Annotated in this window: 6 protein-coding genes; 5 read left to right on the top strand and 1 reads right to left on the bottom strand. The window is 58.7% G+C overall.

All coding sequences use genetic code 11. The annotated features are described in order from the left end of the window. Positions 1–294: 294 nt before the first annotated feature. The 5 genes from FJ145_04300 to FJ145_04280 all read left to right on the top strand — a co-directional run bounded on the left by FJ145_04300 (position 295) and on the right by FJ145_04280 (position 17143). Positions 295–6669: an amino acid adenylation domain-containing protein gene (locus FJ145_04300; GenBank protein MBM4260647.1), complete on the top strand. Its 6375-nt coding sequence runs from the start codon at positions 295–297 to the stop codon at positions 6667–6669. Next, positions 6656–14011: an amino acid adenylation domain-containing protein gene (locus tag FJ145_04295; GenBank protein ID MBM4260646.1), complete on the top strand. Its 7356-nt coding sequence runs from the start codon at positions 6656–6658 to the stop codon at positions 14009–14011. Before FJ145_04300 ends, FJ145_04295 begins: the two co-directional genes overlap by 14 nt. Further along, positions 13966–15423 (top strand): hypothetical protein, encoded by a 1458-nt coding sequence (locus FJ145_04290; protein ID MBM4260645.1) that lies wholly within the window; start codon positions 13966–13968, stop codon positions 15421–15423. The genes FJ145_04295 and FJ145_04290 overlap by 46 nt, the downstream gene beginning before the upstream one ends. Before the next feature lie 1149 nt (positions 15424–16572). Then, positions 16573–16851, top strand: coding sequence for a peptidase (locus FJ145_04285; GenBank protein ID MBM4260644.1), 279 nt, complete (start codon positions 16573–16575; stop codon positions 16849–16851). A gap of 10 nt (positions 16852–16861) precedes the next feature. Then, positions 16862–17143, top strand: a complete 282-nt coding sequence (locus tag FJ145_04280; protein MBM4260643.1) for a HigA family addiction module antidote protein — start codon at positions 16862–16864, stop codon at positions 17141–17143. Positions 17144–17146: 3 nt separating this feature from the next. Here the strand turns inward: FJ145_04280 and FJ145_04275 are convergent, their stop codons facing one another. Further along, positions 17147–18247, bottom strand: a complete 1101-nt coding sequence (locus tag FJ145_04275; protein ID MBM4260642.1) for a site-specific integrase — start codon at positions 18245–18247, stop codon at positions 17147–17149. Positions 18248–18401: the final 154 nt, after the last annotated feature.

Here is an 18401-nt window from a genome sequence, read left to right as displayed (position 1 = left end):
CTCCTGGTTTGGTTGGTTGTTAGATAGCTCGCATTTCAGATAAGCGCCGGATTAATCGCCTTGTTAACAGTTCGCGTTAACCGTTGTCAAACGGCCAACGGCGCGGTTTCGCCAGGCACGTTGCTGTCTGCGACCTTCGTATTATTTGTGTGCCTGATTTTGCGCTGACGTCTCTGAAAAACCCTTCACGTTGTCACCCTTTAGTTCTACTTCGCAGTGGCCGATTCGACTATCGGGAGGTTTCGCCTTCAAGGCCGGAGACCCGCGCCAGAGTTTATCGAGAACCGAGCTGTCATGTCCGAGTCGACCTTAACCAATACGCTGCAACAGGTGGTATCGAACCCATTTGTCGAGGATTCATACCCGCTCTCGCCGCTGCAAGCAGGGATGCTATTTCATAGCCTCGATACAAGCATCTCCGGCGTCGACGTCGAACAAATCGTCTGTACGTTTAGCGAAGATCTGGATCTAGCGTGCCTACGTGAAGCCTGGCAACGAGTCGTCGAGAGACACGCCGTTCTCCGAACTCGTTTTGTTCTTGATGGTGCGGGTGAACCTCGTCAAGAAGTCTGTTCGGAAACAACGCTCAGTTTCGCAACGCTCGACTGGCACGACTGCGCCGCGAACGAACAAGAAATCCGCTGGGAACGCTTGCTTGTGGACGATCGAAGCAGCGGCTTCGATCTCACACAACTGCCACTCATGCGGCTGAAACTCGTTACTCTCGGTGAGCGGCAATTCAGACTGCTTTGGACTTTCCACCACATCTTAATGGACGGTCGCTCATTTCCGATTGTGCTCCGCGATGTGTTCACGTTCTACGCGGCATTGCGCGCCGGCCAAGCAATTGAGTTGCCTCCAGTTCGTCCCCACAAAGATTTTATAGATTGGCTCGGGAAACAAGACTTCGGCAGTGCAGAACGCTATTGGCGTAACCATCTAAAAGGGCTACACGCGCCGCCGAGCATCAATCTACCACGCGGCATTGCTCCAACTATTGAATTAGAACGACGGCAAGGCGTAGTCGAGACACGGCTATCGAGTGGGTCTGCAAATACGCTCCGCGCTTTCGCCGGCGAACATGGGTTGACCGTCAACACGCTCCTACAAGGAGCGTGGGCGCTCCTGCTGCATCATTATACTCGCTCGGACGATGTCATCTTCGGGGCAACCCGCGCCTGCCGCCATTCCGCTCTAAATGGCGCGCACGACATGGTCGGGCTACTGATTAACACACTACCGCTGCGGGCACGTATCGATTCGCAAGCCTCTCTGCTCCCTTGGCTCCGTGATTTGCGAGATCAGCAGCTCGCGCTGCGTGCTTATGAGCACACCCCATTGGTCAAGGTGCAGGAATGGAGTGAAGTTCTAGCAGGCACGCCGCTTTTTGAGAGTCTTTTGGTTTTCGAAAACCGTTCCCTCGACGGCGTGATGAGCGCCGAGAGCAATGGATGGCAGCATCGTCATTTCGAGCATCGCGGCCAGACAAACTACCCACTCACGGTCATCGCTTACAACGATCAATGCCTTCTTCTGCGCCTCGAATACGATCGCGCTCGCTACTGTGACGACGGGTGCCAGCGCATGCTCCGCCACTTACAAAATCTGCTCGAAGGAATGATCGGCGCGCCGGAGCGGAAGCTATCGGATGTGCCCCTCCTGACCCACGAAGAAAAGCAGGAACTAACCACGAGTTTTGGACAAAGCACAAACCGATACGCGCGCGGCGATTGCCTGCACGAATCCTTCGAAGCGCAGGTCGAACGGACGCCAAGCAATATCGCGGTTTCCTGTGAAGGGCAGCATCTTAGCTACCGCGAGTTGAACGAGCGCGCCAATCTGTTGGCGCACCGCCTGCGCGCCGCAGGCGTCGGCCCAGACGTCTTAGTCGGTCTGTGCGCCGAAAGGTCGCTGGCGTTGATCGTTGCCATGTTAGCGATCCTCAAGGCGGGCGGCGCGTATTTGCCGCTCGATCCGAAATATCCGGCGGAGCGCAGTCAATTCATGCTTGAGGACGCTCAAGCAACGGTTCTGTTAGTGCAACCCGGTTTAGAAAACTTCCATAGTGTCTCATCGGTTACGACACTGCTGATCGAGCAGGACGATACTGCAGTTTCTTCCCCTAGTACTGGGGAACAAAACAACCTTGCCAGTGGAGCCACGCCTGACAATCTGGCCTACGTGATTTACACGTCAGGCCCCACGGGCAAGCCCAAAGGCGTGTTGGTGACGCACCGCAACGTGGCGCGATTGTTCCAGGCTACCGAGGCGCAGTTCGGCTTCGACTCGAAGGATGTCTGGACGCTATTTCATTCCTACGCCTTCGACTTTTCGGTCTGGGAAATCTGGGGCGCCTTGCTGCACGGCGGCAAGTTAGTAGTGGTGCCGCACGAGGTGAGCCGATCACCCGAGGAGTTTGCCGGGTTGATCAGAAAGCACGGCGTCACTGTGCTGAATCAAACTCCTTCGGCGTTTCGCCAATTGATAGATCCGATGATCGCGCAGGTGCGGTCTGCGGAGATGCCGCTGCGCGCGGTCATTTTTGGCGGTGAAGCGCTGGAGTTTCAAAGTTTGCAGCCGTGGTTTGACTACTACGGCGATGAGCGGCCGCATCTGGTGAACATGTACGGCATCACGGAAACCACGGTGCATGTGACCCATCGGCGGGTTGTGAAAGCCGATCTCAACGCCGGTTCGAGCAGCATCATTGGCAAGGCGATTGCCGATCTTAACATCCGCCTACTTAACCAATACCGACAATTGGTTCCCATCGCCGTTCCGGGCGAGATCCACGTGGGTGGTGGTGGAGTTGCCCGTGGCTATTTGCGGCGTGAGGCACTAACCGCCGAGAGATTTATTGCCGATCCGTTCAGTACCGATCCGCAAGCAAAGCTCTACCGCAGCGGCGATCTGGCGCGCTGGCTGCCCAACGGTGATCTCGAATATCTCGGCAGGATTGACCAGCAGGTGAAGATTCGCGGCTTTCGCATTGAGTTAGGTGAAATCGAAGCGGTGCTGCAGCAGCAATGCGAAGTCAAAGAAGCCGCGGTCATAGCGCGGCAAGACAAGCCGGGCGATAAGCGCTTGGTCGGTTATTTTGTTGCAGACCGAGACATTGGCAGCGAAGAGCTGCGTGATCGTTTACGCGCGCACCTACCGGAGCATATGATTCCCGCCGCATTTGTCCGGCTCGAAAGGCTGCCGCTGACGGCCAACGGCAAACTGGATCGGCAAGCCTTGCCGCCTCCTGACCCGCTGCGAACGGAGCTGTGCCAGGACTACCGGCCGCCACGCTCGGAGGATGAAGCGACTTTATGTGAGATCTGGCGCACGGTCCTCGGTGTGTCCCGCGTCGGTATCGATGATAACTTTTTTGAGTTGGGTGGCGATTCGATTCTTAGCATCCAAGTCATCAGTAAAGCGCGCCAGGCTGGGCTCAAACTGGCGACGCGAGACTTGTTCAAGCGTCCAACCATCGCTGCCTTGGCGGTCACCGCCGAGAGCACAGCCACTGTGACTGCTGAACACATGCACGCTAGCGGCGCTGTCTTGCTGACGCTGATTCAGCACTGGTTCGTCGAGCAAGAGTTGGCCGAGCAGCACCACTGGAACCAAGCGTTTTTCTTCGAGACGCCCGCAGATATCGATGTGGAGATCTTGGAAGCGGCGTTGCAGCAGGTTGTTGCGCAGCACGACAGTTTGCGCCTGCGCTTTGAGAAAAATGCCAGTGGCTGGGAGCAAAACTATTCCACGCATGTCGACCGCGTCGCCATCCACAGAAAAGATCTACGCAGCCTTTCTAGTATTGCCCAAGAAACGGCGTTGACCCAGCTAGCCGAGTCTTTACAAACATCGCTCGATATCAGTGCCGGACCAATTGTCTGCGCCGCGCATATTCGGCCGGGTCATGAATGCGCCGGGCGTTTGCTTGTCATTGTCCACCACCTGGTGATCGACGGCGTGTCGTGGCACATCCTCATGGAAGATTGGGAGACCGCTTACCTGGCGCTGCGTGCCAATCAACAACCGACATTCCCAGGCCGAACATCTTCTTATCAAAAGTGGTCGGCGTCGTTGCGCGACTATGCGCAAAGCGAAGTCGTCGCAGCTGAAGTCGACTATTGGCGCAGCGTCGCGAGCCGCGCTACGGCAGAGTTGCCGATCGATCATACTACAGCCGCGTCCAGTGGCGATTCTGCAACCAAAACCGTCACGATGCGGCTGAGCGCTGACGACACGCGCCGCCTGCTGCAGGCGGCACCTCGATCGCTGCGCGCGCCAATCAATGAAATCCTGCTCGGTGCCCTGGCGACGGCATTCGCAGGTTGGATCGCCAGCGACTCGCTGCTCGTCGATCTCGAAGGGCATGGCCGCGATGAGTTAGTTGCGGATGCTGACGTATCTCGCACGATCGGCTGGTTTACTGCCATCTCCCCAGTGCGCCTGGAACTGCCCGCAGCCGGTGCTCTAGCGGAATCGTTACGCCGGGCAAAGCGCCTGCTGCGCGCACAGCCGCGCCACGGCATTGGCTATGGCGCGCTGCGCTATCTCTGCAATGACGAGAACGTGCGTCGTGAGCTAGCGTCTCTACCCCAAGCGCGGGTAGCCTTTAACTATCTTGGGCAGGTGGATCAATGGCTGGCGCACTCGACGCTGTTTCGTTTCGCCAAGGAATCCACCGGCTCATGGCACAGCGCCAAAGCGCAGCCGCGCTATCAGTTCGAAATCGTTTGCGCGGTGCAAGACGGATGCTTTGAAGTGCGCTGGATCTTCTGTGAGCACTTGCACCAACGGGCAACGGTAGAAGCCCTCGCCGGCAAATTTCTCACGGCGCTGCGAAGTGCGCTCGAACTCTCTGCCGGCGCCGGCGAGTCCGTCCTGGTGCCGGAAGATTTTCCTCTGGCCGACGTCGATCAGCCGTGGCTGGATCGTCTGGTTTCACAACACGGTGCCGTTGAGGATCTCTATCCCCTGACGCCGATGCAGAGATTGTTTTATGCGATGGACGGCGTCAGCGGCAAACTCGGCTTTGAGCAGTGGCACTACATTTTGCGTGGTCCACTAAACAAAACCGCTTTCAGAAAAGCATGGGAACGGGTGGTGGCGCACCACGCGGTCTTGCGCAGTGGCTTTGTTACTTTCGATCTGCCGGAGCCGCTGCAATATGTGCTTGCCAATGCCTCGATTCCTTGGCTCGACGCCGATTGGCGCGCTGATCCGCCCGCCAAGCAGGAAGAAAAGCTCGTCGCCCTGCTGCGCGAGGACCGAGAGGTAGGGCTCAACTTGGCAGCCGCGCCGCTCTTGCGACTCTCGCTCATTCGCACTGCCGAAGAGACCCATTATTTCATTTGGACGACGCATCATTTGTTGATCGATGGTTGGTCCTGGCCACTGGTCTTCCAAGAGCTGTCGGCTGAGTACAGCGCGGTGTGCGGCGGCGCTTCGGAAAATCTGCCCTACGCGTGCCAGTTTCGCGACTATGTCCATTGGCTGCAGTGCCAAGCGGCCGGGAGCAGCGAAAACTTCTGGCGTGAAGAGTTAAAAGGCATCACCCAGCCGACACGCTTTGGCTTACACCGCAACGCGGTGCCCGGGGCGAGCGCTTCAAATGCTTTTTGCGAAGAGTCCGGCCGTCTCTCCGAAAGCACGATGGCCTCGCTGCAAACGCTGGCGCGCTCGCACCGACTGACGCTCAATACGCTGGTCCTAGCCGCTTGGGCAATGCTCTTGAGCCGCCGCAGCGGCGCGCAAGACGTGATCTTCGGCGCGGCTCTTTCCGGCCGCCCAGCCGAGCTGCGCGGCATCGAAGCGATGGTGGGTCCTTGCGTCAACAATCTACCGATCCGCGTACAGGTGGACAGGAGCGCTCCACTCTGTGATTTCCTCGCGGCCGTGCAGCAAAAGCAATTTGCCGCAAGCGAGCACCAGTGTTGTTCCCCGGAAGAGATTCAGCGTTGGTCGGAGGTGCCGGCACGCCACCGGCTATTCGAAAGCCTGTTGGTGTTTCAGAACTATCTCGTCGGCACTGGCACTCAGCGGCTGGGCGCGGACATTGTAGTACAGCCTGTCGCGGTTCCGGAGACCACCAACTATCCGCTCACGTTAATGGTGACTCCAGCGCGCGATCTGCGCATAAAAATCCTCTTTCGCGACGCCGAATACTCAAAAGAAAACATTCGCCGCCTGCTCGGCGAGCTGCAACTAGTGCTGGAAGCGATGTGCGCCAACCCACAATACTCGGTCGGCGAACTTGTGGCTGAGCTACCGGAGCTCGCGCCGGAATACACAACGCCGCGGCGAGACAACGTCCCGCCTTTGCGAAGCGATGCGCAAGTTCTGCTTGCCACGGATTTAGAGCTGAGCATCGCGGCGGTCTGGCAGAGTCTGTTTCAACTCGAGGCGGTGGATCCCGAGGCGAATTTCTTCGATCTCGGCGGCCATTCGGTGCTGATGGTGCAGGCGCACAAACGGCTGTGCGAGGTGCTGGGCCGTGATTTACCCATAGTCAAGATGTTCCAATATCCAACCATTCGCGCCATGGCGAAATTTTTAGAGGGTGAACCTGGCGGCAAACCAATTCTCGATCAAGCGCGGGAAAGGGCACAGAAACAAAAGTTCTTCTTCGGTAAGAAATCACAGGGGATGAGGCGGCCGCATGGCGGACTCTGAAATCCAAGCAGACGCTGAAGCGGTTGCCATCGTCGGTATGGCGGGTCGCTTTCCCGGCGCGAATCGTATTGACGAGTTTTGGCGTAACCTGCAAAGCGGCGTCGAGTCGATTCGCTTTTTTAGCGACGCCGAACTGGCCGCCGCGGGAGTCGATGCAGGCACCATCGGCAATGAGGCATATGTCCGAGCTCGCGGCATCCTGAGCGAGCCAGGGCCGGAATGGTTCGACGCTGCCTTCTTCGGCATCCAACCCAAAGAAGCGGAGGTGATGGACCCGCAACAGCGCATCTTTCTCGAAACCGCGTGGGAGGCTTTGGAAAGCGCCGGCTGTGATCCGGAAAAGCACTCCGGCGTCGTCGGTGTGTTCGGCGGAATGACCAAAAGCAGCTACTTCTTGAACTATCTTTTCGGTCGTGCCGACGTTGCAGCCCAAGCCGGCGATGGTTTGATCTTTCTTGGCAATGACAAAGACTACTTGACAACCAGAGTTTCCTACAAACTGAATCTAAAAGGACCGAGCGTTAACGTCAGCAATGCCTGTTCGACCTCGCTGGTCGCGGTCTGTCAAGCTTGGCAGAGCCTGTTGAACTATCAATGCGATGTCGCGTTGGCGGGCGGGGTCTCTATCTCGGTGCCACAGGAGCGGGGGTATTTTTATCAGGAAGGCAACATTGCTTCGCCGGATGGTCACTGCCGTAGCTTCGATGCCAACGCGCAGGGAACCTTGTTCAGCAATGGCGTCGGTATTGTAGTTCTCAAACGGCTGTCGGAAGCACTGGCCGCCGGCGATCACATCTGGGCGGTGATCAAAGGCGCAGCCGTCAACAACGACGGTTCGGCGAAGGTGAGCTTTGCCGCCCCCAGCGTTGACGGACAGGCGGAGGTCATCAGCTTGGCACAGGCCGTCGCCGGCGTCGACGCCGCGACAATCTCGTACGTCGAAGCCCATGGCACCGCGACGCCGCTGGGCGATCCTATCGAAATTGCCGCTCTAACCCAGGCGTTTCGAGCGTCCACCGAGGCGACTAACTTTTGCGCCATCGGTTCGGTCAAGACGAACCTCGGTCATCTCGATGTCGCTGCCGGAGTCGCGGGATTGATCAAAACCTCGCTGGCGCTTTGGCACAAGCAGCTGCCGCCGAGTCTGCACTTCGAAAAACCCAATCCGAAAATTGATTTCGCCAATAGTCCATTTTATGTCAACACGAAACTCAAGCCGTGGACGCAGGGTAGCACACTGCGGCGCGCTGGAGTCAGCTCCTTTGGCACGGGCAGCACCAACGCGCATGTCGTGCTCGAAGAAGCACCGGAGCGTGGGGTCGCGGCGCCGGCGCGTGCTCCGCAGCTCCTCGTGCTATCGGCACGGAGCGAGGCCGCCCTCGCTCAAGCGTCGATCAATCTTGCTACTCGTCTTGAACAAAATCCCGATCTAAACCTCGCCGATGTAGCGCACACGCTGCAAACCGGCCGGCGCGATTTCGCGCACCGCCGGGCAGTCGTGTGCCGCGACCGGAGCGAAGCCATCACGGTGCTAACCACGGCTGATCCGAAAGGAAAGCCGCTCAGCGAGACGTCGGGCGTGGCTTTCATGTTTCCTGGCCAAGGCGCGCAATACGTTAACATGGCGCGCGGCTTGTACGATGAGAAGGGACTCTTTTACACTGAGCTCAGCGCCTGCGCCGAATTTCTCACACCTCGACTCGGCCTCGACATACGCGAGGTTTTGTATCCCGACTCAACCGATGACGAAAAATCGCATCCCGATATCAACGCCACTCTGATCACCCAGCCGGTGCTGTTCGCCGTCGGATATGCCTTGGCGCAGCAGTGGCTGCGCTGGGGTGTGCGTCCGCGAGCGCTCATCGGCCACAGTTTGGGCGAGTACGTCGCGGCGTGTCTCGCCGGCGTGATGTCGCGCGACGATGCGTTGATGCTGCTCGCCGAGCGCGCGCGGCTGATGCAAGCGCTGCCCTGCGGCGTGATGCTGGCGGTGCGATTGGCGGAGGACAAGCTCGCGCCGCGCCTTGGCGCAGCTTTGTCGATTGCAGCGATCAATAGCCCAAAGCTGACGATGGTTGCGGGTCCCCATGAAGCGATCGAAGCACTAGAGGCACAGCTCGGCGAAGAAAAAGTAGTTTGCAAACGTCTTGGCACATCGCACGCGTTTCACTCGGCGATGCTCGATCCGATTCTTGCGCCCTTTGGCGAAATAGTGCGGCGCGTGAAATTCGACGCTCCGCAAATCCCTTGGGTTTCTTCATTGACCGGTGATTGGATCGCCAACGATCGCCCAATCGCCGCCGATTATTGGGTTCGACAGATGCGCCAGGCCGTGCGTTTCAGTGACGCGCTGCGCACATTGTTGAGCGCTCTACCGACGCATCTGCTGGAAGTGGGTCCTGGTCGAGCTTTAGGCACTTTTGCGCGCCAGCAAGCCGAGCGAGAAACGCAAATAGAGTTCTTGACCTCGTTGGCGGGCGACGGCGCCAGCGAGCGTGACCTTGATGCATTGCTGCAGGCGCTCGGCCGTCTGTGGTGCGCAGGCGCTGCGGTCGATTGGCAAGAGGTGCACGATCACCGACCGCGCCGCAAAGTGCCGCTGCCGACCTACCCATTCGAACGGAAGCGATATTGGGTCGATGCCCCACCGACCGTTGCAAAACTCAATGAGGCGAGCAAACCGGCTATGAACCCGATCGTTAAACAATCGTCAAAACCAGCGGCGGTGGATGGAGCTGCCCACCGTGCGCGCATCTTAGGTGAGTTGCAAGCGTTGTTCAGCGAGATCTCCGGTATCCCGCTAGCTGATTTCGCACCGACCGTCGCTTTTCTCGAGCTCGGTCTCGATTCCTTGATTCTCACCCAGGCGAGCACCGCTATCCATAAGAGATTCGCGATCAACATCAAATTCCGCCAATTGTTGGAAGAGTACGACTCGCTAAATAGCCTGGCGGATCATCTTGTGACGCTAATACCTCCACCACCCGTGTCGGTCGTTGAAAATAGCGAGGCGGCGACGGATCACGACGTTGAGTCCCAAGTGTGCCAACCCATCGGTGATCAGAATACGGTCGGTAACCTAGCGATCCACGGCGTGACCGATCATGACGCTTTGGAACGGATTTTCGCTAGGCAGCTAGACTTGATGCAGCAACAGCTCGACATGCTGCGCGGCGCCGCGGCAGTGTCCACGACAGTGAAAGCGCAGAATACTCAACCTGTAGTCATAGCGGCAGCGCCGACAACACCGGCAATCAAGCCGGAGACGATCACTAGCGAAACGCGCGGCTTCGGCCCCTACAAGCCGGTCAACAAAGGCAGCAGCGGCGGCCTGAGCGCGCGCCAGGTGGAGGCACTCAAAGAGCTGAGCGCGAGTTATCTGGCAAAGACCAGAAAATCGAAGGAGCTCACCGCCGAGTATCGCTCTTACCTCGCCGACCCCCGCGCGGTATCCGGCTTTCGCGCGTGGTGGAAAGAGTTAGTCTACCCGATCGTTACCGAACGGTCTGCCGGCGCCAAGCTATGGGACGTTGACGGCAATGAATACATCGATTTGACCAGCGGCTTTGGCGCGATTTTCTTCGGCCACGCACCGGCCTTTGTCACCGAAGCACTGCACAAACAGTTGGAACAGGGCATGGAAATCGGCCCGCAGTCACCGCTGGCAGGGAAAGTGGCCAAGCTTTTGTGCGAGCTAACGGGCATGGAGCGCGCCGCGTTTTGCAATACCGGCTCTGAAGCGGTGCTCGCGGCGATGCGGATGGCGCGCACGGTCACTGGCCGCGACAAGATCGCGACGTTCAGCGGTGACTACCACGGTATCTTTGATGAAGTGGTCGTGCGCGGTGTCAACCGTAGCGGTGAGCTGAAATCGATTCCAGCCGCGCCGGGCATTCCCGCGAGCGCAACCCAGAATATGCTCGTATTGGATCATGAAGATCCGCGCTGTTTGGAAATCCTGCGCGCTCACGCCCACGAGCTTGCCGCCGTTATCGTCGAGCCGGTGCAAGGACGGCGCGTCGATTTTCAACCGAAGGAGCTCTTTCAGCAAATCAGAGAATTCACCGAAGAATCTGGTAGCGCGCTGATCTTCGACGAGGTGATTACCGGATTTCGCACTCACCTAGGAGGCATGCAGGCAGTCTACGGCATCCGCGCCGATATCGCGACCTACGGCAAAGTGATCGGCGGCGGCTTTCCTATCGGTGTGGTAGCGGGCAACGCGCAATACATGGACGCGTTGGATGGCGGCCCTTGGCAGTACGGTGACGATTCGGCGCCGGAAGTCGGCATGACCTACTTCGCCGGCACCTTCGTGCGCCACCCGCTTGCACTGGCGGCAGCGTGGGCTTGTTTGAACTACTTAAAAGAGCAGGGTCCGCAATTGCAGGAAACTGTGAATCAACGCACGGAGCGACTCGTGAACGCTCTGCGTGCAGAGGCCGAAACGGCACGAGTGCCGGTGCGCATACCGCACTTCAGTTCGGTATTTGCCGTGGAGTTCCCGCCGGACTGCACCCACGCGGGGCTTTTCTATGTGCACATGCGGGACAGGGGCATCCATGTCTGGGAAGGGCGCAGTTGGATTTTGACGGCGGCGCACAGCGACGCCGACGTAGAACGCATCGTCGCGGCGTTTCGCGACAGCCTTGCGGCCATGCAGGCGGCGGGTTTTCTGCCAACCTCGTCCAGTGGGACGCCGCCGCTGAAAGCTACTCTTGACGGAGGAAGCAAGACGCCGGCGCAATTTTCTATGACCGAGGGCCAACGCGAGCTCTGGTTGGCGGCGCAGCTGAGCGACGAGGCTTCCCTGGCTTTCGCCGACACGGCCCTGCTGCGCTTGCGCGGGGGTTTGGATTGTCAGGCCTTGGTGAAAGCCATCAATGAAATCGTCGCGCGCCACGATGCACTGCGCGCGGTCTTCGATGCGGAAGGGCGCGAAGTCACGACCAGGAGCAAAGTCGATATCGCGGTACCGCTCGAGGATCTGTCGCATTTGGATCAAACGCTGCAAGCCGAGCAGCTCCGCAAGTTGGCGGAAGCGGACAACCGCGAACGGTTCGCGCTCGATGGCGGGCCGCTCTTGCGCGCCCGCATCGTTAAGTGCGCTCCCGAAGACCATAAGCTGGTGTTGACCACCCACCACATCGCAGTCGATGGCTGGTCGCACGGCGTGCTGTTTGCGGAGCTCGGCGCGCTCTACTCGGCTTTCTGCAACGGCGAAACGCCCTCGTTAGCGACGGCAACGCAGTTTGGCGACTATGCGTCTTGGCAAGAACGCCAGCGGCAAGAGGGGAAATCATCCGAAGCCGAAGCGTACTGGCTAGCTCAGTACGAACAACCGGTGCCGCTGCTCGACTTGCCAACCGACCGGCCCCGTCCGGCGACGCGAAGTTACTCAGGCGCTCAAGAGTGTCTCAAGCTCCCGGAGCAGCTCGCTGATCGCTTGCGACGGTTTATGGCCGAGCGACGCGCAACACTGTTCGCGACCGGCCTGGCGGCATTCAACGTCTTGCTCCATAGACTGAGCGGCCAGCAAGAATTTGCGGTTGCCATTTCAGCCGCGGGTCAAATCTCTTATGGAAGCCCGGACCTAGTCGGTCATTGCGTCAACTTCCTGCCGCTGCGCACTCGCCTCACTGCTGAAACAAAGTTTGTCGATTATCTCACAGCGTTGCGAACAGCGGTTCTCGATGCCTTCGAACATCAGAATTGCACCTATGGAAGTTTACTGCAGAAGCTAAAACTGCCGCGCGACGCGAGCCGAGCTCCGCTCGTGGCGGTTAGTTCCAACGTCGATAAAGTAGAATACAAAGGTAGCTTTCGTGGACTGGACGTTAGCCAGGACAGTGTGCCGCGTGCGGGGGTGAGCCTCGACAGCGAGTTCAACGTTATCGACACTGGCAGCGATATTACGTTGCAGTGGCAGTTCAACAGCGCAATCTTCGACGCGGCGACCATCCGGCGCTGGCTGGGACATTACCAAACGTTGATCGAGGCCGTCGCTACGGACGGGGGCAAGGAGCTGGGCCAGCTGCCGATGCTGTCGGCGCCGGAGCGCGAGCAGTTGCTTCATATCTGGAACGACAATCGCATCGAATATCCCAAAGACCAACTGATCCACGAGCTCTTCGAGATCCAGGCCGAGGGCAGGCCGGATGCGGTGGCGCTGATCTATGAAGCGGAGCGGGTTAGCTATCGCAATCTCAACGAGCGCGCCAATCAGTTAGCGCATCATCTCAGAACGCTCGGCATCGGCTCTGGCGGTATGGTGGCGGTCTGCCTGAACCGATCGGTCGAAATGGTGGCTGCGCTGCTGGCGATCCTCAAGGCTGGTGGAGCCTATGTGCCGCTCGACCCAAAGTATCCGCGCGAGCGGCTGAATTTCATGCTGCGCGATAGCGGCGCCAGCGTTCTGGTGACTCAAAGTGAGCTGATCGGGCAGTTTGCCGAGTCGTCGGTGCGCAAGATTTGCGTCGATAGCGATGGGCAGCGCACTGAGTCCGACAGTAATGAAAATCTAAGCCGGTCAGGCGGGTCCAACGATCTTGCGTATCTGATCTACACTTCGGGTTCCACCGGACAACCGAAGGGCGTGGCGATCGAACACCGGAGCGCCGTGGCGTTCATTCACTGGGCCAAGTCGGTCTTCGGTGCAGAGGAGCTGCGCGGCGTGTTGGCGGCGACGTCGATTTGCTTCGATCTATCAATCTTCGAACTATTTGTCACGCTAGGAAGCGGTGGTGCAGTAATCCTGGCTCAAGACGCATTGCAGCTGCCCAACTTGCCTGCAGCCGGCGAGGTGACGCTGGTCAACACGGTGCCGTCGGCGATGGCCGAACTGGTGCGCGGCGGCCAGATTCCGGTTTCGGTGCGGACGGTCAACTTAGCAGGCGAACCGCTCAAAACCGAGCTGGTGGATCGGATCTACGAGAGCACCTCGGTGGAGCGAGTTTACGACCTTTACGGGCCGACGGAAGATACAACCTATTCAACTTTCACGCTGCGACAGCGCGGCGCGGCGCCAAGCATTGGCCGGCCAATCCACAATACCCAAGCGTATATACTCGACCGCTGGCTCAATCCGGTGCCGATCGGAGTTGCCGGCGAGCTCTACCTCGGCGGCGAAGGACTGGCTCAGGGCTATCACAACCGGCCGGAGCTGACGGCGGAGAAGTTTGTCACCAATCCATTCAGCGCCGATTCCCAGCGGCGGCTGTATAGGACGGGTGATCTGGCGCGCTATCGGCCCGACGGGCAGATAGACTACTTGGGGGAATCGATAATCAGGTCAAGTTGCGTGGTTTTCGCATTGAGCTGGGCGAAATCGAAGCGACACTAGCGCGTCATCCCGCGATCAAAGAAACCGCCGCCATAGTCAGAGAAGATAGCCCGGGCGATCGCCGCGTGGTGGCCTACATCGCAGCTGAACCGGCGCCCAGCGCTGATGAATTGCGCGCGCACGCGCGCGCGACCTTGCCGGATTACATGGTGCCGTCACAGTTTGTCGTGCTGGCGGCACTGCCCTTGACGCCCAATGGCAAGATTGACCGCAAAGCGCTGCCCGCTCCCAATCCAATCCAGCGCGACTTGTCAACGGAATACATCGGGCCGAGTGGCGAGATCGAAGAAACCATGGAGCGCATCTGGAAAACTGTGCTGCGGCAAGAAAAGGTCAGTGTGCGCGACAATTTTTTTGACCTTGGGGGTCATTCATTGCTGGCGGTTCAGATTTACGCGCGAATGCGCGAAGAGTTTCAAATCGATCTACCGATGGTGACCTTATTTCGCTACCCGACTATCGAACAACTGGCCCGGCCAGTTGCCGATGCGCAGCGGCAGAGATACTCGTCGAGTCAGGTCGGAACCACGGGTTGGCAGTACCTCCGTCAATTTCAAGCCGGCAACGGGAAGAGTCCGATCTATATGGTTCCTGGAGGAATGGGCGGCGAAGTTGACGTCGAGCTTTTCTTCTACGCTCGTCTAGCGCACTACGTCGGCGCTGAGTATCCAATTTTCGGCCTGCGGCCAAAAGGTGCGGAGGGGTTGGAGGCTCCGCACGCTAACGTTGCGCAAATGGCACGGGACTACTTGGCTGAAATCAAGGAGTTTCAGCCGAATGGTCCCTATTATCTGACGGGTGCCTGTATCGGCGGAGTTTTGGCCTACGAAATGGCGTGTCAGCTGGAACGATGCGGCGACCAAGTGGCGTTCTTGGGGTTGCTCGACACGGAATTCCCAAAGTTGTCAGATTATCTTTATTTTCTTGCGGAGCCGGTCGTCGAACGATGGCAACAAGCCACCAAACGATGGGCGGAAAACTATTACGTTCAACGAGCGCGCTATCATTGGGATGAAGTCACGAATCTCAGTTGGGCAGACCTTCCAGGCTATTTCTCACACCGGGGTATGGCGGCCTTTGCCGATTTGAAAACAGGCGAGCTTGCACAGGGCGTGCAGCAGCCGGTTACGGTTGGGAGAACGCAGCATTCAAATGACGTCAGCGCTTCGATCGGAGCTTTCAAACGTGCTTACATCAAGGCGCTGCGAAAACACCGGCCCCGCAAGTATCATGGCAAAGTGACTTTAATCAATGCCGCGGAGCTGGCTACGCAAACTAATGGCACTTTAGGCTGGGAAAACCTGGCGCGCGGGGGTATCGAGGTTCATTGGCTGCCAGGGACGCACATCACGCTGTTCCGCCAGGAAGTAAAAATCTTGGGCGCCAAGCTGAAAGAATGCTTGGATCGCTAGACAACCGGCACGCCTGAGTCGCCGCGGCAACCGAACCGTGAAGTCGACGCGAGCCGCGAGCCATCGACCATGATCTCGTTGTCGGTAGGGAGTTATTGGCAGCGGCAGCGCGCATTGCAAAAAACTCAGGCGGCGCATGAAAGCACGAAAGCTGAGCCAAGCGACTTGCATAACGATGCTGGACGCCCAGTATCAAACGAACCCAGACCGATCAATCAATCAAACCCCGCCTAGAGAATGGAGCACCCGCCGGTATCGACTTTGCCGCACAAGTATTCAAGAAGAAACAGTTTCCTTAGTTCAAAAAAATGGTGTTGCCCCTAAAGTTGCCCCCGCGATTACGTTCTGAATTCCAGCGAGTTAAAATTTCTGCGCCGCCTTAGGCATATCCATGCGCATTGTTTTGACCCTCTCACATACCTAACGTGACAACCGGGCAACTCATCGTGAATGGTTAATTCAACGGGCACCCTGAACTGCACTACACCCACTCCGCCGAGCCCGCCGCGACGCCGCCCCCTTCTCGCCCGGCGCTCTCCAGACCTCTGGCCTCCCACTCTTTCCCCCGATGCCTGTCGGCGAAGGCGAAGCGGAGGGATTACACTGGAGACGCTCAAGGGCGAGACGAGGGCTCTTTGCCGCCGCCACCCACTACCGGGCACCCAACCACCCGCATCGCTCTGGGCTCCCACTCCGCCATGGGACCGCTCGCTAAGGCCGCGCCGAGCGCTCGCTCGGGACCACCACGCCGCCGACACCCGCCCCGCCTCACCGCTTTTCAGATTGCGGGCGCGCGGGCCAAGTCTCAAGCGCTTCGCTCGGAGGCCCGCTCATCGGAGTGTCTGCCGTAGTGCGATTTTCTCAGGGCGCCCTCGGAACGCTCGCGCGGGGAACTCCGGTCATCTGCGGTACGCCGTCGCGCTTGCGCTGCACTCCACTTGGTAGCCCTCGCTCCGCTCCACTCCAGCGCCACGGCGGTTGTTGATCTCCTGCCCGCCCATGGCGCCGCCGACTGACTGCGCTCCGCTGCGCCAGACACCAGCGCCCCCGTCCGTCCACATGGACTCCCGTTGAGTCATCGGCCAATTGCAATTGCAAAGCCCCACTTGTCACAGTAGGCTAGTCCAGTAAAGGCCTAACGGCGCTAACATGATCCAAAGTTTTCGACACAAGGGACTGCAACGGCTTTATGTCGACGGCGACCCCAGAGGGCTTCAGGCTGACATGATCGAGAAGTTAGAAAACATCCTCGCCGTTCTAAGCCGCGCTAGGGTTCCGTCGGATGCGAGTCTCCCCGGTTTCAGACTCCATCCGCTCAAGGGCCGGCTCGAGGGTTTCTGGAGCGTCACGGTTCGGGCGAACTGGCGGGTGATATTCCGGTTTCGTGAAGGACATGTTTGGGATGTCGATTTGATCGATTACCATTAGGAGACAAACAATGAAGATGAAAAATCCACCCCACCCCGGCCGGCTGGTCCGCCAAGACTGCCTTGACCCGCTCGGCCTAACGGTCACCAAGGGCGCCGAAATCCTCGGCGTCACGCGCCAGGCGCTCAACAACCTGGTTAATTTAAAGGCGGGCATTTCGCCGGAGATGGCCATTAGGCTGTCAAAAGCTTTTGGATCGAGCCCCGAGGTATGGCTCGGCATGCAGATGACCTACGACCTCGCCCAGCTCGAAAAAGAGAGCGACAAGATTAAAGTCCGGCGCGTTGCCTAAGCTCTACTCCCGTACTGCTGCGGCTCTCACATGCGCGACTGCCTTGGCGAGTTCTTCCACATCGACAGTTCCCACCTGCCGCGGCTTGGCCAGATCGCGAATGATCTCCGCCTGCCGCACGCCGGCGACCTGCCCGTAACTGCTAAACGTTGTCAGCACTTGTTCGTGGCCGAGATTCTGGCTCCAGGCTTTGAACTCTTCGGGCGACTTGCAAACCTTCTCGCCGAGTTGAACCAGCGTGTTCCGCAGGCTGTGCGGATTGAAGTAAGGCAAGCCGGCAACTTGGAACGCGCTGCGAAAAATCTTGCGGATCGCGGTCGCGTTGCTCCAATGTCTACGGTCCAGGCCAGCCACCTGGAACCGGTGTTCGTCACCGACCGCAATACGGGTCGCGGAAAACAGTGGGTCGTCGTTGCCCCACAGTTTGGTTTCCCGCAGGTAGCCCAGCCACTCCTCGACAATGCGCCGAATCTCGTCACCGACCGGGAAGAAGTATGTCGTGAACGTCTTGCTAAACTTGGTCCGCACTTCGCGGGCATCCTGATAGACGCAACCCGCCGTTAGATCGACGTGCTTCAGTTTTATCGACGCGATGGCGCTGTCCCGGGCGCCGGTGAGCAGGGTGAAGGCGATTACCGCCCGATCGCGCCGCTCGATCTCGGAGTTGCTCGGCATCGCCGCGATGACGTGCTTGACCTGCTCGATGGTTGGAAATGGCTTTTCCCGCCGCGCGGTCGCCACCTTCGTGTCCTTGTCGGACAGATTGAAATAGTCGGCGTCCGAATAGCTGAACCGGGACTTGTAACCTCGCTTATCCGAAAGCCATTGAAAGAACCGTTTGAGGTCGGCGAGGGTGGCGTGCAGTGTCGCCTTGCTCAGTTTTTCGCCAGTCGTCTGGCTGTCCTGCTCTGATAGGCGCTTTTTGAAAGCCACCGCCTGCTCGTAATGAAAAGCCTTGAAGTCGCGAAACTTGGTGTAGGACTCGAACCGCGCCAGCGCCTTAGCCGCCGCGTCCACGGTGGCCTCGCTGTGGCGCTTGGCTTCTTTCAGGTACACGAAATATCGCCGCTTAATTCGTTCGTTGCTGGCATTGTGCTGGGCCATGTTTTCTCACTCCTATTTAAAGTCACAGTTTACGGAGACTCTGCCACTCTCGCTTAGGGTTGGCCGCGGCGGCCCTGACGATGTTGGTCTAGCCTAGCGGGCTCCTGAAAAGCTCTTCGGAGCCCTTCGACTGGCTCAGAGCCTGCCCTGAGCC

The organism is Deltaproteobacteria bacterium, from assembly GCA_016874755.1.
Taxonomy (GTDB): domain Bacteria; phylum Desulfobacterota; class Binatia; order UBA9968; family UBA9968; genus DP-20.
This window is presented reverse-complemented; position numbering and strand designations above follow the sequence as displayed.